The sequence below is a fragment of the Microbispora sp. CA-135349 genome (assembly GCF_050947365.1).
Classification (GTDB): Bacteria; Actinomycetota; Actinomycetes; order Streptosporangiales; family Streptosporangiaceae; genus Microbispora.
The window spans coordinates 3731431-3751215 of record NZ_CP192001.1 but is presented as its reverse complement, the minus strand read 5'-3'; the positions used below and the strand labels follow the sequence as shown (position 1 = coordinate 3751215).

Sequence of the window (19785 nt, the reverse complement as noted above, 5' to 3'; positions counted from 1 at the left end):
AGTGGTGACCCTCCTCGACGGCGTCGAGACGGTGGACATGAGCGGACCGTTGCCGACGCCGTTCCTCATCTGCGTCCCGTCCGACCGGGCCGGCACGGGCGATGACGACCTCGGCTCGGCGAAGAGCGCGACCGGGCGGCGGATGGCGGCCGCGAGGAACAGCGGTGTGACTCGTAGCTCATGGCGTCTGTCCTGAGCTTTCCAGATACTTCGCCGCCCCGGCGCAGGATGCCACGCTCCAGCTCCCGGATCCGGGCCTTGAGCTGCTTGTTCGGTGCAGAACCGTGTTGCACCACGTGCGGGGTTCGCTGGCTTTGCGAGATATCCCTCTCGCGTCGTCGTGGCGCTGGTGGTCTGGGGAGGTCACCATGTGGTGATGACCTCCTCGCCTCGCCCGCCGCACGTCAGTGGCCGACCGGATCCGATAGGCGGGACTACCGCGCTCGGTGGAGAGCCCGCTCCCGCTCGCGGGTACCTGCTGGACAACGCGCGTGCCGAGGCGGGCGAGCGATTCGTTTGGCTGGCCGAGCTGTTCGACGGTGTGACGCGGGGGCACTTCGATCGACTGGGGGTCAAGGTTGGCTCGCGCTGCTGGGAGGTGGGGGCCGGTGGCCGTAGTATCCCGGAGGCGCTCGCGGCGGCCGTCGGTCCGACCGGGCACGTGCTGGCCACCGACATCGACCCGTCGTGGCTGAAGGCAGGCGACGGGTACGAGATACGCCGGCACGACGTCGCCGCTGATCCGCCCCCAGAGCCGGGGACGTTCGACCTGGTGCACGCCCGGCTCGTGCTGGTCCATGTACCCGACCGGGCTCGGGCGTTGGCCACGATGGCTGCGGCGCTACGGCCCGGCGGCTGGCTGCTGGTCGAAGACGCCGACACCGCCCTGCAGCCACTGGCATGCCTGGACGACAGCGGCCCGGCGCAGCGGCGGGCCAACCGGCTACGCGACGCGGTCCGGGAACTACTGACGCGCCGCGGCGCGGACCTGCGCTATGGCCGGACACTGCCGCGGGCATTGCGTGAGGCCGGCTTGGTGGACGTCGCCGCGGCGGGCTCTTTCCCGGTCGGCGGGCCGGCCTGCGACCGGCTGGAGGCGGCGACCATCCGGCATGTGCGCGGCGAGCTGCTCGCGGCCGGCCTGGCCGACGACGCCGAGATCGACGCGCACTTGGCCGCCATCCACGCGGGCGAACTCGACCTGACACTCGCGCCGCTGATCTCGGCCTGGGGACGCCGTCCGGCCGAGTACCCGCCGGCACTCGGTCAGGTGCGGATCCAGGCGTTGTCCGACCTGCCCACAGCGCTGTTCGTCGAGGAGACTTTCGGGCCGCAGGAGTAAGCCCCTTACGGGGGTGGACGTCATGCCGAGCATCGTGCGGCTGCAGGCAACGGGAGGCAATCTCGGTCTCGAGAAGCGCTGTTTCCGCAGGCTACCTACAAGGAGGCCAGCGCTCCGAAACGAGAGCCGCTTCTTCGCACACGTGATCTGCGTCACATCACCGTGAGAGGCGACGTGGCTGGACCGGGTCTCCTCCAGTCGACGGGACCGGTCCTGGGCAGCTGAGCCGTCGCAGGTCTTTATGACGCCCTTGCCGCCGGCGAGAACGGCGTGTCGACATCGACGCCGGGATGGGTCAGTTCTTTGGCCATCCGTCGTCGATATGGCCAGTCTCGGTGAGGGTGCGCCAGTCGGCGATCAGGGTTTCGGCCGAATCGATCCGGTGGACGGTGTAGTGATCTCCGCGGTACCAGACGCATAGAGCGACACGCTTCCCGTCGTTTTTGAAGTCCCGGCTGACGGTCACCTTCTTCCACTGCTCCTTGATTTCTTCGGAGGTGGTGGTGACCTTCAGCTCGTGTTCGTAGGAGGAGCTGACCGCGGAGGAGAATCCCTCGTAGGAGAACGCGAGGTCGAGGCTGACGCGGATGTTGGTGGTCTCCTCGACCACCTGCGCGTTGCGAGTGGTCAGCCCGATGTAGGCCTCTTCGGTCTTGGTGTAGTTGCTGTTGCCGGCGTGCTCGTAGTACAGCACCTGCTGCCAGTAGCCGTAGCGCCGCACGATGTAGTACGGGCTGTGCTTGGCCTGCCAGGTGGTGTCCTTACCGGGCTCGTTGATTGCCAGGAAGGGGATGGCGACCTGGCCGATGAGGACCTCGTCGGTGCGCATCCTGGGCTGCTGGAAGCCCGTGAGCCGGTCCACGTCACCGATCTGGGACGGGTCGGTGTCGATGTGCGCCAAGTTCTCGACCTTGGGCAGGTGGTTGACCCTTTGGAGGGTGAACCGGGCCAGGACTTCATCGTCGTCCCCGACGACCAGCGGCGGGTCGCCCGCCTTCTTGCGGCGGACGTACAGGCTGGTGCTTGCGTTGGTGATCTCGTAGCCGGCGCCGTTGCCGACGATGGCCCAGTGGGTGAGGGTGTTGGCCGCCCAGGCTCGCTGCTGGCCGGAGGTTTTGATCACAAGGTTCGTGTCCGCGGCGCTGCTGAGGTTTTCAGGCATCACCAGCTCGCCCCGGTTGGCGTTGACGATCCAGAAGGTGGTGCGTGCGCTGTTGATCGGCATCAGGTGGAAGTAGTTGGCGGCCTCGGGCTTGGCGGCCAGGTCGAGCAGGCACTTGGGCAGCTCGGGCCGGTACACCCGCACGTTGTTCCCGTCGGCCTGCTCGATCAGGTAGATGCCGCCCGGCTTGAGCGTGGCGCCGGAGGGCTGGGAGGCGTCGTAGGTCTGGTCGGCTGTCGTCACAGCGCGCTCCTTGAGGATGGAGGATCACAGGGAGGCTGGCCTTGCCGCGACCCGGACCGGCCCCCGTGAGGGCGCGGTCCGTCCCCGGCGGCCTGTTCCGGCCGGTAGGAGGCTCCAGAACAGGCCGCGGGGATCGTCGCTGCGGAACCGGGTCGGTGATCTGTCTGAGTGAGAGCGGTAGGCCGGCGGATCAGTCGGGTGCCGAGACCGTCGCGGTCACGGAGGCGTTGTTGTCGTTACCACCGGTGTAGTCGGTGTCGAAGACCTGGTCGGTCTGGTCCCAGTCGTAGCTGTTGCGTCCCGTGTAGGGGTTGTCCCAGTGGAAGCGGATCCGCTTGCCTGACTGGGTGCAGTTGCTGGCCAGGTAACTCACCGCGGCCTCGGTGCCGGTCATGAATCCGTCGGACTCGGTCTCGAAGTTGTCGCTGGCGCCGGGCTGAATCGTCCGCGCGGGGTCTTTGACCCAGATTCCGTGGTTGAGCTCCTTGCCGCGCAGCGTCAGCACACACTTGGTGGTGTTGTTGAACGTGACGGCGACGCTGCGTGCCGCGCGCTGCTGTTGTGCCACCGAAGCAGAGGCCGGCGCGGCTTGTGCGGCACCAGGAACCGCCGCAAGCCCGGCTCCCAGCGCCGCTACGGCGGCCAGGCGAACCCAACGGGTCATCGGATGCTCCTCTCCCGAGACGAGATGTCTTTGACCGGACGTCGCGCAAAGGCAGACCGAGATCGTGCTTGCTTCCCGGGCGAGCCGACTGGCGATCTCCCAGCAGTCTTATACTTTGCGTAATCGACCTGTTACTCACCGTATTCATTCGTCCTCCTCCCGGCAACGACCGATCCGCCACTATGCCCTTACCGAGAGACGACACCGCCACCGCCCGGAGTTCGTCCACGAAGGCATCGCCCCTCGCGTCGTGGCCCTGTGCTCATCTCGCGTATCGGCACCACGGTGCGCAGATCGTGTGCCGAGACCGCGACGGCGCTGGCGTCTCGACGCTTTGAGGCCCGAACGTGGTCGGCAGCGGTGCAGGGGGGAAATGAGTGGCCGGTAGCCGATGCTGTTGACCTGGCCAAGGCCGAGTTCGCCATGGTCGCGCAGCCGGTTGGCGAGGGGCAGCCGGTACGGTAGGGCCACCGCTGAACTGGGCGAACCGAATCGCGTGTACCTGGCTGCAGGGCCCTCCCCCCGATGTGCGACCGGGGCGCCGGCCAAGGCGCGCCTGGCGCCCAGGCACTCGCAGGCCCCGCTACCGCCGGGCGACGTGGAAGAGGAGAACAAGCAGCTCAAGGCCCGGATCCGGGAACTGAAGCTGGAGCGTGACATCCTGCGCCGGGCCCGCTTGGCAGCGGCGCCTTCGGTTACGCCAGGCGGGTGATCCCGCGCAACGACCTGCTCACCTCGGTGGCCGGGCTGGAGTCGTGGCCGTCCCAGCAGCTTGATGCGCCGCTCAGTTGTCGAAGGCCCGTACCGCGGCGGCGATCGGCTCGAGCCCCGCGGCCAGTTCGTCGAGCTCGTCCGCGCTGAGCACGTCGTATGCCGGGGCTGCCAGCTCGTCCGTGAGCGCCTCGATCCGCTGCTTGGTCTCTCGGCCGGCGTCGGTGAACCCGCCGGCGGCGTCCACGAGGCCGCGGCCGCGCAGCCCGTCGACCACGGCGGTCAGCCGCGCCTTGGGCAGGTGGTGGATCCGGCCGAACTCCTCCGCCCTCATTCCGAGGGAAACAGCCATGAGGACGTGGGCCTCGGTGCCGCCGATGCCGTGGGCGAGAAGGGCGGCGTTGTGGCCGTCCCCGCGGTGCTCCCTCAGCAGCGTCGCCGCGTGCCACAGCCTGGCCACCGGCTCCTCGGGTACGTCGAGCGCCCGCAGCCCGGCGTACAGTGGCCGGCCCTCGACCGGCGCGCTGACCGCTGCTCGGGTGGCGAGGTCGGCGGCCCGCACCAGACCGGGCGAGTCGGCGAGCTCTCCGATCATTTGCCGCAGGGCGGCGGTGCTGCCCCGTTCGCGCACGGCGATTGCCTCCTGCGGGGTGATCTTTCCCCACACCCAGGGGATGTGGCGTGCCACCTCGCCGTCGGCGAAGTTGTAGAAGACCGCGTGTACCACCGCGGCCGGTGCCGGCCCCAGCGGCGCGGCGCGGCCCGCGAAGTATCCGTCCCAGTAGTTGCGCATGCCGAGGGCCAGGAACGCCTCGTTCGCCACCTCGGAGAAGGTGGCGGTGGCGATCGGCTCGACGAGCTCGAACATGCGGTGGATCTTGGCCTGTGGGTGCTGCTGCATCGGTCGGCATCTCCCTTGGTCGTGGCAGCTGGTCGTGACAGCGCCCTTGTGGGCGACCGTTCACCCTCGCTACGAACGACGCGGCTCAGATACGACAACTTCGGTCGGATAATTTTCCGGTCGATTCTGCCGGGCAGCGTCGGGGTGTCAGCCGGACCCGGTCACCGCTCGGTTGTCTGGTCGCTGGCGGGGCCATCAGCTGGACCGTCACATCGACCACGGGCACGTCATCGTGTCTGTGGAGAAGGTGGCGCTCCTGGCCGAGCCGCGGGTGACCCGCACGCCGCCGAAGACGCCGTAGTTGCGCACGCGGATGACCGGTCCGGAGGAGCCGGGCGTTCCCGGGTCCACCCGGCGGCCGCCGAACAGGCTGAAGCCCTCGACCTCCACGGTGCTGTCGGGGGGCACCCGCAGCCGCACGCCACCCGCGATCGAGATCTTCGTGACTGAGGTGACCGGCGCGATCTCGGCGTCGCTGAGGTCGAGATCGGCGCCGCCGACAGGGGTGAGGACCACGGTGTCAGCGGGCACCCGCCCCGGCCCCCGGCGCTTCAGACCGCCGAGGAGGGTGATGTGCCAGTCCGTACGCTGCGATGCTGTCGTGTTCGTCATGACCTTTACGGTACGGACCGGCCGATGCGGCGATAAGTGCCGCGCGTCGTGTCATCACCCGTGACACCTGTCATATCGGCAGCTCAGGCATGACGAGAGGCGGACCGCCGCTCGCGTCCGCTCATGTGCCGAGGCGGTAGACGCGTTCCGCCGTCCCCCGGAAGACCGCGTCACGCTCGGCGGCCGGCAGCCCCGCGTCCGTGAGCAGCGCGCGCACGGTCTCGGCCCACAGGGGCAGGGCCCCCGCGAGCAGGCAGACGGGCCAGTCGGAGCCGAACATCAGACGCCCGGGTCCGAACGCGTCGAGCGCGACATCGGCGTACGGCCGCAGCCGCGCCGCGTCCCAGTCGTCCCAGTCCGCCTCGGTGATCAGGCCGGAGAGCTTGGCCGTCACGTTCGGCTCGGCGGCCAGCTCACGGACGAGCCCGGCCCACGGTTCGAGCTCTCCGGACGCGACCGGAGGTTTGGCCAGGTGGTCGAGGACGAAGGTCAGCTCGGGAAGGGCCCGGACGGTCTCGATCGCGGCGGGCAGCTGGTGGGGCAGGACGAGCAGGTCGTAGACGAGCCCGGCCGCCGCCACCTGCCGCAGTCCTTCGCGGACGTCGTCGCGGGCGAGCCAGCGGGGGTCGCTTTCGCCCTGCACCAGGTGGCGGATGCCGCGCAGCAGTTCACCGCCCGGTGCGGCGGCGAGCGCGGCGAGTTCGGCGGCGAGGTCGGGCCGGGTGAGGTCCGCCCACCCCACCACGGCGGCGACGGTGTCCGACCGCTCCGCCAGCGCGAGGAACTCCCGGGTCTCCTCGGCGTCGGGCAGGACCTGTACGAGCACCGACCGCCCGATTCGCGCTTCCGCCGCGACGTCCGCGTAGTCGGAGGGGGTGAAGTCGCGGCGGATCGGCGCCATCCGCGGAGGATCGAGCCATGTCTGCGGCCGCCGGGACAGCTCCCAGAGATGGTGATGAGCGTCGACGATCGTCCCAGTGGGTGTCGCCGTGGGTGTCGCATCGGGTGTCGCGGTGGATGTCACAGCGCGTCAAATGCCTCTCGTGCCAGTTCGCGTAATGGTTTTCCGGTGACCTGGGCCAGCCTGGCCAGGTCGTCGTGCTCGGGTTTGACCCCCCACGGCCCGTGCTTCATCCGCACGTCCTGGCCGTACAGCCGCACGGTCGCGAAGTGCCGGGGCAGCGCCACCTTCTCGACCACGCTGCGCCGCAGCCCCAGGCTGCCCGTCTCGCGCAGGACCAGGTCCTGCAGGGCGCCGGTCAGTTCGGCGGGCGCGAGCACGTGCAGGACGTGCGCGGGCCTGCCCTTCTTCATGACCGCCGGAGTGGTCCACGCGTCCGCCGCGCCCGCGGCCAGGGCGCGCTCGATGACGTGCCCGAGGACCTCGCCGGTCACGTCGTCGAGGTTCGTCGACAGGACGACCTGATGGTCCGGGCCGGCGGTGGGCCGCCCGAGCATCGCCACCGTCACGTTCGGCCGGTCGGGCAGCTCACGGGTGCCCGCGCCGTACCCGGTGGCGCGCAGTTCCATCTCCGGGACCGGGCCGTACACCGTGCCGGCGGCGTGGAGCAGGGCGGCCCCGGTCGGCGTGACCGCCTCCCCCGCCGCCCCGCCGCGCACCAGCGCTCCCTTCAGCAGGGCGAGCGTGGCGGGAGCGGGCACGGGCAGCACGCCGTGACGGGTCCGCACGGTGCCGCTCCCCAGTGGCAGCGGTGCGCAGTGGACGCGTGTCACGCCGAGGTCGCGCAGGGCCGCCGCGCAGCCGACGATGTCGATCAGCGTGTCGTGCCCGCCGAGCTCGTGCAGATGCACATCGGCGGCCGGAACACCGTGCAGCGCGCCCTCGGCCTCGGCGATCGCGGTCAGCGCCGCGTCGGCGACGGGCAGGCCGGCCCGGGCCGCCATCGCGATCAGCTCCGCGGCGGGGCGCTCACCGGCGTCGTCCTCGACGTCGATCAGGACGCGGGTGGCGGTCAGCGCTCCGCTCCGCACGCGCTCGGCGTCCAGCCGCCACCCGGTCAGGCCGGTCAGGGCGACGGCCCGGCGTACGGCGTCGAGCGAGGCGCCCGCGTCGAGGAGTGCCCCGAGCAGCATGTCGCCGGCCAGGCCGGTGAACGGATTCAGGAAACAGATCACCTCGGCCTCCTCGTGAGGCGGAAGGCCGCGAGCGCGGCGCCGAATCCGGAGTCGATGTTGACCACGGTGATCCCCGCCGCGCACGAGGTGAGCATGGCCAGCAGGGCGGTGACGCCCTCCAGCGCGGCGCCGTACCCGGTGCTGGTGGGCACGGCGATCACCGGCGTCTCTACCAGGCCGCCGATCACGCTCGCCAGCGCCCCTTCCATACCGGCGATGACGACGACGCTGTCGGCCGCGCGCAGGTCCTCGACGGCGGCGAGCACGCGATGCAGCCCGGCCACTCCCACGTCCCTGATCAGGGTGGTGCGCAGGCCGAGGGCGGACGCGACGGCCGCGGCCTCGGCGGCCACCGGGCCGTCCGCGGTCCCGGCCGTCACCACGGCGACCGTGTGCTCGATCGCCCGGGCCTCGCGCCAGACCAGCAGCCGGGCGTCCCGGTCGTACCGGCCGCCGGGGACCCGCCCGAGCACGGCCGCGGCGGCGTCGGGGTCGACCCTGGTCACCAGGACGGGCCCGGTGTTGCGGCCGAGCAGCGCGGTGACGATTCCGGCGATTTCGGTCACCTGTTTGCCCGGACCGTAAACGATCTCGGGCAGGCCCTGGCGCGCCTCGCGGCCGAGGTCGAGGCGCGCGTAACCGAGGTCGAGGGCGTCGCTCACGGCCTCCTCCCGCCCGACGGCGCGCGGTCGCGGTCGCTCCGCCTGTTCATGAGGGGACGCCTGTTCATGAGGGGACGCCTGTTCATGACGGAAGGATGTATCCGACGGTCAGCAGGAGGTTCGCGTAGAGCCGGTCGTCGCCGGTCGCCACCGCGAAGGCGACGTCGGGGCCCTTCGCGGCCTCGTAGAACTCGAGCCGGTCCATCGCCTCGATGGGCAGGTCCGGGCCGAGCAGCTCCCGGTAGCGGGCGAGCACCTCGGGCTCGCCGCCTTCGTCCGGACGCATCGAGTGGACCGACTCCAGCGGCACGGCGTCCACGAGAACCTCCAGGACGTCGTCCACGCGGACCAGCCCGGGACGCAGGTTGAGGTGGATCACCGGGGCGCCGGCCCGCACGTTGGTGGCGTGGGCGTAGTTGGCGTCGGCGAGCAGGATGCGCGACCCGTGGCCGGTGGCCGCGAGCGCGGACAGCAGCGGCGGATGGATCAGGGGGTAGCGGAGCACGGTCATCCTCCCCCGAGGTACGGAATGGTCATGGGCCCCTCGGGCAGGACGCAGACCCGGCCGGGCAGGTCCCGCACCGTGGCGGCGATGTCGCCGGTCTGCTCCAGGTGTGCGGCGGCCAGGTCGGCGTCGTCCAGGTGCGAGGTGTGCATGACCACGCGGGCGTGCCGCTGGATGCGGGCCTGGATCTGGACCTGCCACTGGTCGGGCACGGTCTCGGTGCGGCGGGAGATCTCCTCGAACAGCGCGTCGGGGGAGGCGGCGGAGGTGAGTATGTCGCGGTAGGAGCCGTGGTCGGGGAACCCGTCCCGGCACTCGGCGGCGCAGACGATCGTGCCGCCGGGCCGCACGACCTGGGCGGCGGCGCTCATGCCCTTCACCGACTGGTACAGGTTCTGGTCCAGCGGGAATCCGGCGTTGGTGGTCACCACCACGTCGAAGGGCTCGGCGACCGGCCGCATCGCGACGGCTCGGGCGACGGCCGTGGCGGCGGCGTGCATCGGCGGCAGGTCGCCGCCGAACGCCCGCACGATCTTCTGCTCCCGGTTGAGCACGACGTCGAGGGCGAAGGTGACTCCGGTCGCCTCCGCGATGGCGCGGACGTCGTCGTGCACCGGGTTGCCCTCGATGACGCCCCAGGTGGCCCGGGGGTCGCCGATCCGGGCCGCGTCGTGCAGGGTGAGCACGGTCTCCAGGGCGGCGAGCCCGGGCGCGACCAGCTTCGGCCCGCCGGAGAACCCGGCGAAGAAGTGCGGCTCGACGAAGCCGGTCGTGATCCGCACGTCGGCGTCCGTCCACTCCCGGTTCAGCCAGACCGGGACGTCCTTGCCGTGCCTGCCCATCCACCTCAGGGACGACGCGTCACGCGCGTCGTGATTGACGATCCGCACGGCGTCGACGACCTGGTCGCCGAACATCGCGCGCAGTTCCTCGTCCGTGTTGCCGCGGTGGGTGCCGGTGGCCACCAGGATCACCACGTCGTCGAGGTGCACGATCCCGTCCAGCTCGGCCAGGATCGCCGGGATCATCAGGTGGCGCGGCTGGGGTCTCGTGCCGTCGCAGGCGGAGATCGCCACCGTCTGGCCGGGCCGCACCCGTTCCCGCAGCGGCGGGCCCGCGACCGGTTCGCGCAGGGCCCGCAGCACCTCGGCGGCCTCGTCCGCCACGGCGGGCCTGGCGACCGGCGCGATCACCGTGGTCCTGTCGTCCGGCAGGTCCAGCACGAGACCGTCCGTGCCGTAGGCGAGCTCAACCCGCATGGTCCAGCTCCTCCCACAGTTCCCCGGGCACGGGGGTGGCGGCCAGATCGAGGTCCTCCCGCACCTCCTCCGCGCTGCGCGCGCCGAACAGGACCGTGGTGACGGCCGGATGCCGGTGCGGGAACAGCAGGGCCGCGGCGGGCAGCGGCACGCCGTGCGACGCGCAGATCCGCTCCAGCTCGCGCGCCCGCCGCAGCACGGCCGGCGGGGCGGCGTCGTAGTCGAAGGTGGTGCCGCCGGCGAGGACACCGCTGTTGAACACCCCGCCGGCGACGACGGCGACACCACGCCGTTCGCACTCGGGCAGCAGTTCCCCGGCGGCGGAGCGGTCGAGCAGCGTGTAGCGTCCCGCGATTAGCACGGCGTCCAGGTCGGTCTCGCGGACGAACCGGGTCAGCATCTCGGCCTGGTTCATCCCTGCGCCGATCGCGCCGACCACGCCCTGGTCGCGCAGCTCGGCCAGCGCGGGGTACGCCTCGCCCGCGGCCTGCTCCCAGTGGTCGTCCGGGTCGTGGATGAACACCAGGTCGAACCGGTCCAGCCCGGTGCGTCTCAGGCTGTCGTCCAGCGAGCGCAGCACCCCGTCGCGGCTGTAGTCCCGCACCCGCACATACTGCGTGCGGCCGGGGAACCCGTCCTCCTCGCCCTGCCCGGGCACGAGGACGCGGCCGATCTTCGTGGAGACGACCGCCTCCCCGGCGGCCTGGCCGGGCAGGCCGCGCAGGAAGCGTCCGAGACGCTCCTCCGCCAGCCCGGTCCCGTAGTGCGGCGCGGTGTCGAAGTAGCGGATCCCCGCCTCCCACGCCGCGGCCAGCGCCTCCTCGGCCTGCTCTTCGCTCACCGGCGCGAACAGCCCGCCCAGCGGCGCGGTGCCCAGCCCGTACGGCCCGAGGGAGAGCTTCACGAGGTCACCGGCCTCAGCCGCAGGCCGGACATCCCGCCGTCCACGGCCAGCTCGACCCCGGCCGTCGACCCCGCACGCGGGCTGGCCAGGTACGCGACGGCGTGGGCGACCTCCTGCGCCGTGACCAGGCGGCCGTGCGGCTGGCGGGCGCACAACGCCGCGCGCTCGGCCTGCGGATCGGGGGCGGCGTCCAGCAGCCGGCCGACCCAGGGGGTGTCGACGGTGCCGGGGTTGACGCAATTGACCCGGATCCCCTCGCGGAGGTGGTCGGCCGCCATCGCGCGGGTGAGCGCGAGCACCGCCCCCTTGGACGCCGAATACAGCGCCCGCTGCGGCAGCCCGGCAGTGGCGGCGATCGAGCAGGTGTTGACGATCGCCGCGTGCGGCGACCTGCGCAGGTGCGGCAGCGCCGCCCTGGTCACCCGGGCGATCCCCACCACGTTCAGGTCGAACACGCGCAGCCACTCGGCGTCGTCGTTGTCGGCCACCGTGCCCTGCGCGCCGATGCCCGCGTTGTTCACCAGCACGTCGATCCTGCCGTACCGCTCCGCCACCGCCGCCACCGCCGCGCGTACGGAGGCGTCGTCGGTGACGTCGCAGACGAACTCGGTGTCCTTGAGGTCCAGGACGGCGACCCGGGCGCCCCGCGCGGCCAGTTCCTCGGCGACGGCCCTGCCGATGCCCGAGGCCCCACCGGTGACGATCGCCACCAGGCCCTCGAACTCCTCACTCATGCCTGGCCCACCCGCTGGCGCTGGCGGCCGAGGCCGTCGATCTCCAGCTCCACCACTTGGCCCTCCCGCAGGTACGCCTGCGGGCCGCGGCCGAGTGCCACCCCCGCCGGGGTGCCGGTGTTCACCACGTCGCCCGGCTCCAGCACCATGAACTGGCTGAGATACCAGATCACGTGATGCACGCCGAAGATCTGGTTCTTCGTGTTCCCGTTCTGGCGCGGTTCGCCGTCGACCCACAGCCGCAATCCCAGCGCCTGCGGGTCGCCGACCTCGTCGGCCGTCACCAGCCACGGGCCGAGCGGGTTGAACGTCTCACACGACTTGCCCTTGTCCCACTGGCCGCCGCGCTCGTTCTGGAACTCCCGCTCCGACACGTCGTTGGCGATCGCGTACCCGGCGATCACCTCGGCCGCGTCGTCCGGGGAGTCCAGGTAGCGGGCGGTACGGCCGAGGATCACCGCCAGCTCGACCTCGTAGTCGGTCTTCACGCTGCGCCGCGGCACCAGCACCTCGTCGTCGGGACCGACGAGCGTGTTGGAGGCCTTCATGAACACCACCGGCTCGGCGGGGATCGCCGCCCCGGTCTCCTCCGCGTGGTCGGAGTAGTTGAGGCCGATGCACACGATCTTCCCGGGCCTGGAGATCGGGGCGCCCACCCGCTCGTACGGCCCGGCCTCGGGCAGGGCGCCCTCCGCCAGGGCGGTCCGCACGCGCTCGACGCCTCCTCCCGCGAGGAACGCGCCGTCGATGTCGGCCGTCAGCGACGACAGGTCGAGCACCCGCCCGTCCGGTCCCAACACGCAAGGCCGCTCTTCACCCGCCGGACCCACTCGCAACAGCTTCACGATCTGCCTTCTCCCGCTGGTGTCACAGGTGCGTATGTGGTGCCGAGCCTGTCAGATTCATCGGGTTGAAGTAAAGCCTCCTATGGGGCATTTGCGGATTCTCTTGACCATCGCTCCCGGTGACCTTACTGTTCGATCCATATTCATCCGACCAATTGGAGTCCGCCCATGCCGGTGATCACTTCTGTGGACGTGATCGACATCAGGTTTCCCACCTCCGCGACACTCGACGGCTCGGACGCGATGAACCCGGACGGCGACTACTCGGCGGCGTACGTGGTGCTGGAGACCGACGGCGACCTGGCCGGGTACGGCCTGACGTTCACCATCGGGCGCGGCAACGACCTGTGCGTGGCCGCGGCCCGGCAGATCGGGGCCCGGCTGGCCGGGCGTGACGTGGACGAGCTGGCAGGCGACCTTGGCGGCCTTTACCGGGAGATCATGTCCGACAGCCAGATGCGCTGGCTCGGCCCGGAGAAGGGCGTGGTGCACCTCGCCGCCGCGGCCGTGCTGAACGCCGCCTGGGACCTTGCCGCACGCCGGGCCGGCGTGCCGCTGTGGCGCCTCCTCGCCGACATGTCGCCCGAGGAGCTGGTGGCCGCCTGCGACTTCCGCTATCTGTCCGACGTGCTGACCCCCGCCGAGGCCGTCGAGATGCTGGCCAGGCTCGCGCCGACGCGCGGGGAGCGGATCGCCGAGCTCGCCGGGCGCGGCTACCCCGCCTACAACACCACCCCGGGCTGGCTCGGCTACGACGACGGCAAGCTGCGCCACCTTATCCGTGAGGCCGTCGCCGACGGCTGGACGCACGTCAAGCTCAAGGTCGGCGCGAACATCGAGGACGACATCCGCCGCCTGTCGATCGCCAGGGAGGAGCTCGGCGAGCGCACGTTGATGATCGACGCCAACCAGGTGTGGGACGTGCCCCAGGCCATCGAGTGGGTCAACCGGCTCGCGCCGTACGAGCCGCTGTGGATCGAGGAGCCGACCAGCCCCGACGACGTCCTCGGGCACGCGGCCATCCGCAAGGCCGTCGCCCCCGTCGGCGTCGCCACCGGTGAGCACTGCCACAACCGCGTCATGTTCAAGCAACTCCTGCAGGCCGGCGCGATCGACTACTGCCAGATCGACTCCTGCCGGCTGGCGTCGGTCAACGAGATCGTCCCCGTGCTGCTGATGGCGGCCAAGTTCGGCGTGCCAGTCTGCCCGCACGCGGGGGGTGTGGGCCTGTGCGAGCTGGTCCAGCACATGTCCGTCGTCGACTACGTCTGCGTGAGCGGCAGCCTGGAGGGCCGGGTCCTCGAGTACGTCGACCACCTGCACGAGCACTTCACCGACCCCGTCCGCATCGAGCGCGGCCACTACCGGCTGCCCGAGGCCCCCGGCTACAGCGCCCGCATGCACCCCGAGTCGATCGCCGGCTACCGCTACCCTGATGGCCACCATTGGGGAGGCTGAGTGGGCGCCATCGAAACGGCGATCGACACGATCAAACAGATGATCATCGACGGGAAGCTGCGCCCCGGACAGAAGCTTCCCGCCGAGAAGGACCTCGCCGAACAGCTCGGCGTCGCCCGCAACACCCTGCGTGAGGCCGTACGCGCGCTGATCGCCATGCGGGTCCTGCAGACGCGCCAGGGGGACGGCACCTACGTCACCAGCCTGTCCCCCGGCCTTCTGCTCGACGGGATGAGCTTCGTCGCCGACATCCACCTGGACGCCGGAGCCGGGCAGTTCCTGCACGTACGCAGAATCCTGGAGGCGGAGGCGACGGCCCTCGCCGCCACGCGCATCACCGACGCCGATCTCGCCCGCCTGGGCGAGCTGCTCGACGACGCCGAGAAGGTGGCCGCGGCAGACGTGATCGACCACGAGAAACTCGTCGCCCTCGACCAGGACTTCCACGCCCTCATCACCTCCCACTGCGGCAACGCCGTGCTCGCCGCGGTCATCCACAACATGTCCGGCCGCACCGTGCGGGCCAGGATCTGGCGCGGCATGAGCGACCCCGAGGCGGCCCAGCGCACCCTGCGGGAGCACCGGGCCGTGCATCGGGCACTGCTGGCGCGGGACGCCGAGCGGGCCCGGCTCCACGCCGCCCTGCACGTCCTCGGGGTCGAGGAGAGCCTCGCCGGCACACGTACATATGGAGGCCCAGGTGAGTGACCGCCCTGCTCCCGCGGACCGGACGACGGCGAACCCCCCGGACGGCGCCCAGAACGACGCCCCGGCGCGGCTGATGGAGCGGCTGACGGCGCGGCTGCGCGAGGAGAGTGCGATCGTCGTCGCCTACTCCGGCGGCGCGGACTCCGCGTTGCTCGCCTTCGCCGCCGCCCGGGTGCTCGGCACCCGGGCGCTCGCCGTGACCGCGGTCTCCCCCAGCCTCGCCGCCTCCGAACGGGCCGCGGCCCGCGACTTCGCGCGCCGCCACGGGCTGACCCACCTGGAGGTCTGCACCGACGAGGCCGACCGGCCCGAGTACGCCGCCAACGGCCGCGACCGCTGCTACCACTGCAAGTCCGCGCTGTTCGACGCGCTCGCGCCGCTGGCGGCCGCCATGGGCGCCAGGATCGCACTCGGCACCAACCTCGACGACCTCGGCGACCACCGGCCCGGGCAGCGGGCCGCGGCCGAGCGCGGGGCCGTCACTCCGCTGGTGGACGCCGGCCTGACCAAGGCCGGCGTCCGCGCGGTCAGCCGGGAGCTCGGCCTGGTCACCGCGGACAAACCCGCCGCGCCCTGCCTGGCCTCGCGGGTCAGCTACGGCGACCCGGTCACCCCGGAGGTCCTGGGCAGGATCGAGGCCGCCGAGGCCGCGCTGCGCGACCTCGGCTTCCCGGTGTGCCGGGTGCGCGCCCACGCCGGCGGCACGCTCGCCCGGGTCGAGGTGCCGAAGGCCGAGATCCCCCGCGCGTGCGAGCTGCGCGAGCGCGTCGACGCCGCGGTCCGCGGCGCCGGCTTCACCTTCTGCTCGCTCGACCTGTCGGGTTTCGCGTCCGGGCGCCTCAACGCGTTGCTGCCGCTGCTCCCCTCATAACCCGCCGCTCCTCTCTCAACCGTCTCGTACGCGTCCGGGCGCCGAGCCCCGCGCGGACGCCGCCGGCCCGGGCGCGTACGAGATCGCCCGGGTCGGCGGAACCCGTCAGTCCTGCGACTTGCCGCCGGTGAGGCGGGAGATCGCGAGCGCGGTGAGGATGATCGCCCCGTTGAGCGCCTGGATCCACTGCGCGGGGACGCCTGCGAGAGTGAGGACGTTCTGGATCATGTACAGCAGCAGGATGCCGGTGAACGCGCCGAACACGGTGCCCTTGCCTCCGTTGAGGCTGACGCCGCCGATGACGGCGGCGGCGAACACCGTGAAGATCGCGCCGTCGCCCTGGGCGGCGGCGACGGAGGCGAGCCGGCCCGTCAGCAGGAGGCCGCCGATCGCGGCCAGCAGGCTGGCGGAGATCAGCGTGATCCACAGCACCCGGTCGGTGCGGATACCGGCCGCCTTGGCGGCGTCGACGTTGCCGCCGATCGCGTAGAGCGCCCGGCCGAACCGGGTGAAGCCCATCACCACGATGCCCGCCGCGAACAGCAGCAGGCAGATCCAGATCGACGCCGGCACGCCGAGCCACATCGTGGAGCCGAAGTAGGTCATCGAGTCGGGGAGGTTGAAGAAGGTCTGCCCGCCGGAGATGCCGGTGAGCAGGCCGCGCAGCACGATGAGCATGCCCAGCGTGACGATGAAGCCGTTGAGCCCGAAGCGGACGATGAACAGCGAGTTCACCACTCCGACCAGCACCCCCACCGCGAGGGTGATGGGAATCCCCCAGGCGCCGGGCAGCAGGCCGAGCCCGGCCCCCGTTCCGCTCGCGACCGTCAGCCAGGCGGCGACGCCGGGCGCCAGCCCGAAGGTCGACTCAAGCGAGAGGTCCATCCTGCCCGCGATCAGCACGAGCGTCTGCGCCAGGACGAGGAGCGAGATCTCCGACATCGTCTGCAGGATGTTGATCAGGTTGTCGCTCTGCAGGAAGATCGGGTTGACGATCTGCCCGACGATCGCGATCACGATGACCGCGGGGACCAGCGCGAAGTCCCGCAGCCGCGCCAGGGGGATCCTCGGGCGGCGCCGTTCCGCCTCCTCCGGGCCCGGCGGGCTCGGCGGGTGTCCCGCCGTGGCGTGTGCGGCGGTGGTCTCAGGCATCGAGGTCGACTCCTTCCATGGCGGCCACCATCTCGTGGTCGTGCCAGCCGGCGGCCAGTTCCGCGACGACGCGGCCGTGGAACATCACCAGCACCCGGTTGCACAGGCGCAGGTCGTCTAGTTCGTCGGAGGCGATCACGACGCCGGTCCCGGTGTCGGCGATCTCCTCGACCTTGCCGAGCAGGAACTCCTTCGACCGGACGTCGACCCCGGCGGTCGGCGTGATCAGCACGAGCAGACGGGGGTCGTTCGCCAGGGCCCGGGCCATGACGACCTTCTGCTGGTTGCCGCCGGACAGCCCGGAGACGGGGAGTTCCGGGCCGGGTGTCTTGATCGCGAGGTTTTTGATCATTTCGCGGGCCAGTGCGTCCTTGCGGCGGCCGCTGACGAACCCCGCCTGTCCGAGCCGCTCGGGCACGGTCATCGTGGCGTTATCCGCGATCGACATCAGGGGGACGAGCCCCTGGTGGTGGCGGTCCCGGGGCACGAAGCCCACACCGGCGGCCAGCGACTCCGGCACGCTTCCGGGGCGGAGGCGGCTCCCGGCGACCTCCAGGGTCCCCTCCTGGGATGCCCGCAGCCCGACGAGGGTCTCGGCCAGCTCGGTCTTCCCGCTGCCGCCCAGGCCCGCCAGCCCCACGATCTCCCCGGCCCGCACCTGGATGTCGACGTCCCGGTAGACGTCGCCGTCGGACAGGCCCCGGACGTCGAGGACCACCGGGGTCTGCGCCGCGACCGGCGGGCGGACGGCGTGCTCCCGCAGGCCCGCGGCCTCACCGGTCATCGCGGCCACCAGCTCGCCCTGCGGCAGGTCCGCCACCGGTGCGGTGAGGATGTGCCGGGCGTCCCGGTAGACGGTGACCGTGTCGCAGATCTCGTAGATCTCCTGCAGGTGGTGGCTGATGAACAGGAAGGTGATCCCCTGCTCGCGCATCGCCCGCATCCGGTCGAACAGACGGGCGATCGCCGCGCCGTCGAGCTGGGCGGTGGGCTCGTCGAGGATGATGAACCTCGCGCCGAACGACAGCGCCCGGGCGATCTCCACGAACTGCCGCTGCTCCACTCCGAGCTCCCCGGCCGGCCGGCGGACGTCGACGTCCACCGACCATGCCTCCAGCAGCTCGGCCGCCTTCCGCCACAGACCCTTCCAGCCGACCAGCCCGAACCGGTTCCGATCGTGCCGGTTCAGGTACAGGTTCTCCGCCACGGTCAGCTCGGGGATGATCGTGGACTTCTGGTAGACACAGGCGACCCGCTCCCGCCAGGCGTCGCGGTCGGCGAGCCGCGGAGCGGGGGCCCCGGCGAAGCGGACCTCGCCGTCGTCGGGCGCCTGCAGCCCCGTCAGGATGGAGACCAGGGTCGACTTGCCCGCGCCGTTGCGGCCGACGAGGGCGTGCGTCTCCCCCGGGTTGATCGTGATGTGCGCCCGGTCGAGCGCCACCGTCTCGCCGTATCTCTTGGTGATGCGCTCCGCCTCGGCGACGGGCGAGCCCGTGCGGGTCCGCCCGCCGTCGCGAGCGGGTGGAGGGCTCGCGGGCCCTCCCGCGAACTCATCCATGGGTCACGCCCTCTCAGCTCAGGTTGTTGCCCCACAGCGACTTGTCGTCGTACTTCACGCTGGGGATGTCTCCGTACGTGCCGCCGTCGGCGGTGACGAGCGGCGCGGACAGCTGGTCCTCCAGCAGACCGGACCGCACCTGGATGATGGTGCTGTCGTGGTCGGTCTTGCCCGGCTGGAACGTCTTGCCCTCGATCGCGGCCTTCGCGTACGACAGCGCCCACTTGGCGTACAGGTCCGCGGGCTGGGAGACGGTCGCGTCGATGTTGCCGGCGGCGATGTCCTTGAGCTCCTGCGGGATGCCGTCGTTGGAGACCACGAAGACGTGCTTGGGGTCGTCCGGCGGCACCAGCAGGTCACGCTGCTTGAGCACCTGCAGCGTGCCCGCGAGGGCGAAGCTCGACTGCATGTAGACGCCCTTGACGTCCGGATTCGCGGTCATGACCGTGGAGAGCTTCTGCGAGGCCACCGCGCCGTCCCAGTTCGTCGCCTCACCGAACACCTTGATGCCGGGATAGTTCTGCTTCATGCAGTCGTTGAACGCCTCGGTGCGGTCGCGGCCGTTGATGGAGGCCAGGTCGCCCTCCAGCATGACCACCTTGCCCTTGCCCTGAAGCTTCTCGCCCAGGAAGCGGCAGGCCTTCTCCCCGTACGCGCGGTTGTCGGCCCGGACGACCATGAAGGCGTTCCCCGTGTCGGGCCGCGTGTCCACGAGCACGGCGGGGATCTTCTTGTTCTCGAGTTGCTGCAGCGTGGGAGCCACGGCGGCGGTGTCCTGCGGCGCCATGACCACGGCCTTCACGCCCTGCCCGACCAGGGTCTGCACGTTGGAGGTGAGCTTCGCGATGTCGTTCTGGGAGTTGGTGGTCTTGGTGTCCGCTCCCAGCTCGGCGGCGGACTTCGGCACGTAGCTGATGTAGGAGTTCCAGAAGTCGGTGTCCGAACGCGGGTAGTCCACGCCGATGACCGGCTTCGCCGCGGCGTCGCCACCGCCGCCGGAGCCGCCGCTCTCGCCACTCCCGCTGTTCCCGCCGCAGGCCACGGCGAGGCACCCCGATAAAGTCAAGGCCGCGGCGAGCGCGAACCGTCTGCGTACCATCGTTTCTCCTTCTCAAGCACCACGGGTGCCATGCCGCCGCTGACGGCGCCGCAGACCCCGGCGAGGTTCGCCTGGAGCCGGCTCATCACTGACAGGACATGGGATGTCTTTTTATGACCAAACCCCGGTCAGTGTCCAGACCCTAGGGAATAATCACGAAAATCCCTCGCACTGACCTGCGAAGGGTCCGACGTATCGCCTGCTCTCGCGTTCAGAGGCAGACAGAGACGGCGCATGTCCGGCTCTCCGGACAGTGGGG

General features: G+C 71.1%; 20 protein-coding genes. 5 read left to right on the top strand and 15 right to left on the bottom strand.

The genetic code is table 11. The features are described 5' to 3' along the window. Positions 1 to 4: 4 nt before the first annotated feature. Entirely contained in the window at positions 5 to 196 is a 192-nt protein-coding gene (locus ACQPZZ_RS17430; RefSeq protein ID WP_432933285.1) for a hypothetical protein, read from the top strand. 180 nt (positions 197 to 376) lie between these two features. Further along, entirely contained in the window at positions 377 to 1342 is a 966-nt protein-coding gene (locus ACQPZZ_RS17425) for a methyltransferase domain-containing protein (RefSeq protein WP_432933283.1), read from the top strand. A gap of 295 nt (positions 1343 to 1637) precedes the next feature. Here the strand turns inward: ACQPZZ_RS17425 and ACQPZZ_RS17420 are convergent, their stop codons facing one another. The 12 genes from ACQPZZ_RS17420 to ACQPZZ_RS17365 form a co-directional block, all read right to left on the bottom strand. After that, positions 1638 to 2747 carry a hypothetical protein gene (locus ACQPZZ_RS17420; RefSeq protein WP_432933281.1) on the bottom strand — a complete coding sequence of 370 codons (1110 nt, stop codon included), beginning with the start codon at positions 2745 to 2747 and terminating at the stop codon, positions 1638 to 1640. Between the two features lie 190 nt (positions 2748 to 2937). After that, entirely contained in the window at positions 2938 to 3411 is a 474-nt protein-coding gene (locus ACQPZZ_RS17415) for an aegerolysin family protein (protein ID WP_432933279.1), read from the bottom strand. A gap of 784 nt (positions 3412 to 4195) precedes the next feature. Continuing rightward, positions 4196 to 5023 carry a MarR family winged helix-turn-helix transcriptional regulator gene (locus tag ACQPZZ_RS17410; protein WP_432933277.1) on the bottom strand — a complete coding sequence of 276 codons (828 nt, stop codon included), beginning with the start codon at positions 5021 to 5023 and terminating at the stop codon, positions 4196 to 4198. 207 nt (positions 5024 to 5230) lie between these two features. Continuing rightward, positions 5231 to 5635, bottom strand: a complete 405-nt coding sequence (locus ACQPZZ_RS17405) for a hypothetical protein (RefSeq protein ID WP_432933275.1) — start codon at positions 5633 to 5635, stop codon at positions 5231 to 5233. Positions 5636 to 5756: 121 nt separating this feature from the next. Then, a complete protein-coding gene (locus ACQPZZ_RS17400) occupies positions 5757 to 6659 on the bottom strand; it encodes an amidohydrolase family protein (RefSeq protein WP_432933273.1) in 903 nt (300 codons plus the stop codon). Beyond that, complete coding sequence (gene larC / locus ACQPZZ_RS17395; RefSeq protein WP_432933271.1) at positions 6656 to 7771, bottom strand: nickel pincer cofactor biosynthesis protein LarC; 1116 nt, start codon at positions 7769 to 7771, stop codon at positions 6656 to 6658. Before larC ends, ACQPZZ_RS17400 begins: the two co-directional genes overlap by 4 nt. Beyond that, complete coding sequence (gene larB, locus ACQPZZ_RS17390; RefSeq protein WP_432933269.1) at positions 7768 to 8433, bottom strand: nickel pincer cofactor biosynthesis protein LarB; 666 nt, start codon at positions 8431 to 8433, stop codon at positions 7768 to 7770. The genes larC and larB overlap by 4 nt, the downstream gene beginning before the upstream one ends. An 82-nt stretch (positions 8434 to 8515) precedes the next feature. After that, positions 8516 to 8938 (bottom strand): RbsD/FucU family protein, encoded by a 423-nt coding sequence (locus ACQPZZ_RS17385; protein WP_432933267.1) that lies wholly within the window; start codon positions 8936 to 8938, stop codon positions 8516 to 8518. Positions 8939 to 8940: 2 nt separating this feature from the next. Continuing rightward, on the bottom strand, positions 8941 to 10197 hold the full coding sequence (gene larA, locus ACQPZZ_RS17380) for a nickel-dependent lactate racemase (RefSeq protein WP_432933265.1): 1257 nt from the start codon (positions 10195 to 10197) through the stop codon (positions 8941 to 8943). Continuing rightward, positions 10187 to 11101 carry an aldo/keto reductase gene (locus ACQPZZ_RS17375; protein WP_432933263.1) on the bottom strand — a complete coding sequence of 305 codons (915 nt, stop codon included), beginning with the start codon at positions 11099 to 11101 and terminating at the stop codon, positions 10187 to 10189. Before ACQPZZ_RS17375 ends, larA begins: the two co-directional genes overlap by 11 nt. Next, complete coding sequence (locus tag ACQPZZ_RS17370; protein ID WP_432933261.1) at positions 11098 to 11835, bottom strand: SDR family NAD(P)-dependent oxidoreductase; 738 nt, start codon at positions 11833 to 11835, stop codon at positions 11098 to 11100. Before ACQPZZ_RS17370 ends, ACQPZZ_RS17375 begins: the two co-directional genes overlap by 4 nt. Continuing rightward, a complete protein-coding gene (locus ACQPZZ_RS17365; protein ID WP_432933259.1) occupies positions 11832 to 12635 on the bottom strand; it encodes a fumarylacetoacetate hydrolase family protein in 804 nt (267 codons plus the stop codon). The genes ACQPZZ_RS17370 and ACQPZZ_RS17365 overlap by 4 nt, the downstream gene beginning before the upstream one ends. Before the next feature lie 213 nt (positions 12636 to 12848). Between ACQPZZ_RS17365 and ACQPZZ_RS17360 the strand changes: the two genes are divergently transcribed. From ACQPZZ_RS17360 to larE, 3 genes are read left to right on the top strand one after another with little or no spacing between them, the layout of a single operon-like run. After that, positions 12849 to 14138, top strand: coding sequence for an enolase C-terminal domain-like protein (locus ACQPZZ_RS17360; protein ID WP_363642759.1), 1290 nt, complete (start codon positions 12849 to 12851; stop codon positions 14136 to 14138). After that, positions 14139 to 14846 carry a FadR/GntR family transcriptional regulator gene (locus ACQPZZ_RS17355; RefSeq protein ID WP_432933256.1) on the top strand — a complete coding sequence of 236 codons (708 nt, stop codon included), beginning with the start codon at positions 14139 to 14141 and terminating at the stop codon, positions 14844 to 14846. Next, entirely contained in the window at positions 14839 to 15717 is an 879-nt protein-coding gene (gene larE / locus ACQPZZ_RS17350; protein ID WP_432933254.1) for an ATP-dependent sacrificial sulfur transferase LarE, read from the top strand. The genes ACQPZZ_RS17355 and larE overlap by 8 nt, the downstream gene beginning before the upstream one ends. A 105-nt stretch (positions 15718 to 15822) precedes the next feature. Here the strand turns inward: larE and ACQPZZ_RS17345 are convergent, their stop codons facing one another. The 3 genes from ACQPZZ_RS17345 to ACQPZZ_RS17335 are packed head-to-tail and all read right to left on the bottom strand — an operon-like array spanning position 15823 to position 19526. Next, positions 15823 to 16869, bottom strand: a complete 1047-nt coding sequence (locus ACQPZZ_RS17345; RefSeq protein WP_363642765.1) for an ABC transporter permease — start codon at positions 16867 to 16869, stop codon at positions 15823 to 15825. Next, positions 16862 to 18427, bottom strand: coding sequence for a sugar ABC transporter ATP-binding protein (locus ACQPZZ_RS17340; protein WP_432933251.1), 1566 nt, complete (start codon positions 18425 to 18427; stop codon positions 16862 to 16864). The genes ACQPZZ_RS17345 and ACQPZZ_RS17340 overlap by 8 nt, the downstream gene beginning before the upstream one ends. Positions 18428 to 18440: 13 nt before the next feature. Next, on the bottom strand, positions 18441 to 19526 hold the full coding sequence (locus ACQPZZ_RS17335; RefSeq protein WP_432933249.1) for a sugar ABC transporter substrate-binding protein: 1086 nt from the start codon (positions 19524 to 19526) through the stop codon (positions 18441 to 18443). Between the last annotated feature and the right edge of the window lie 259 nt (positions 19527 to 19785).

Coding starts and splice junctions, on each gene's coding strand:
- ACQPZZ_RS17425 (WP_432933283.1), top strand. CDS start 377: ATGACCTCCTCGCCTCGCCCGCCGCACGTCAGTGGCCGACCGGATCCG.
- ACQPZZ_RS17415 (WP_432933279.1), bottom strand. CDS start 3,411: ATGACCCGTTGGGTTCGCCTGGCCGCCGTAGCGGCGCTGGGAGCCGGG.
- ACQPZZ_RS17410 (WP_432933277.1), bottom strand. CDS start 5,023: ATGCAGCAGCACCCACAGGCCAAGATCCACCGCATGTTCGAGCTCGTC.
- ACQPZZ_RS17405 (WP_432933275.1), bottom strand. CDS start 5,635: ATGACGAACACGACAGCATCGCAGCGTACGGACTGGCACATCACCCTC.
- larA (WP_432933265.1), bottom strand. CDS start 10,197: ATGCGGGTTGAGCTCGCCTACGGCACGGACGGTCTCGTGCTGGACCTG.
- ACQPZZ_RS17370 (WP_432933261.1), bottom strand. CDS start 11,835: ATGAGTGAGGAGTTCGAGGGCCTGGTGGCGATCGTCACCGGTGGGGCC.
- ACQPZZ_RS17360 (WP_363642759.1), top strand. CDS start 12,849: ATGCCGGTGATCACTTCTGTGGACGTGATCGACATCAGGTTTCCCACC.
- ACQPZZ_RS17345 (WP_363642765.1), bottom strand. CDS start 16,869: ATGCCTGAGACCACCGCCGCACACGCCACGGCGGGACACCCGCCGAGC.
- ACQPZZ_RS17340 (WP_432933251.1), bottom strand. CDS start 18,427: ATGGATGAGTTCGCGGGAGGGCCCGCGAGCCCTCCACCCGCTCGCGAC.
- ACQPZZ_RS17335 (WP_432933249.1), bottom strand. CDS start 19,526: ATGGTACGCAGACGGTTCGCGCTCGCCGCGGCCTTGACTTTATCGGGG.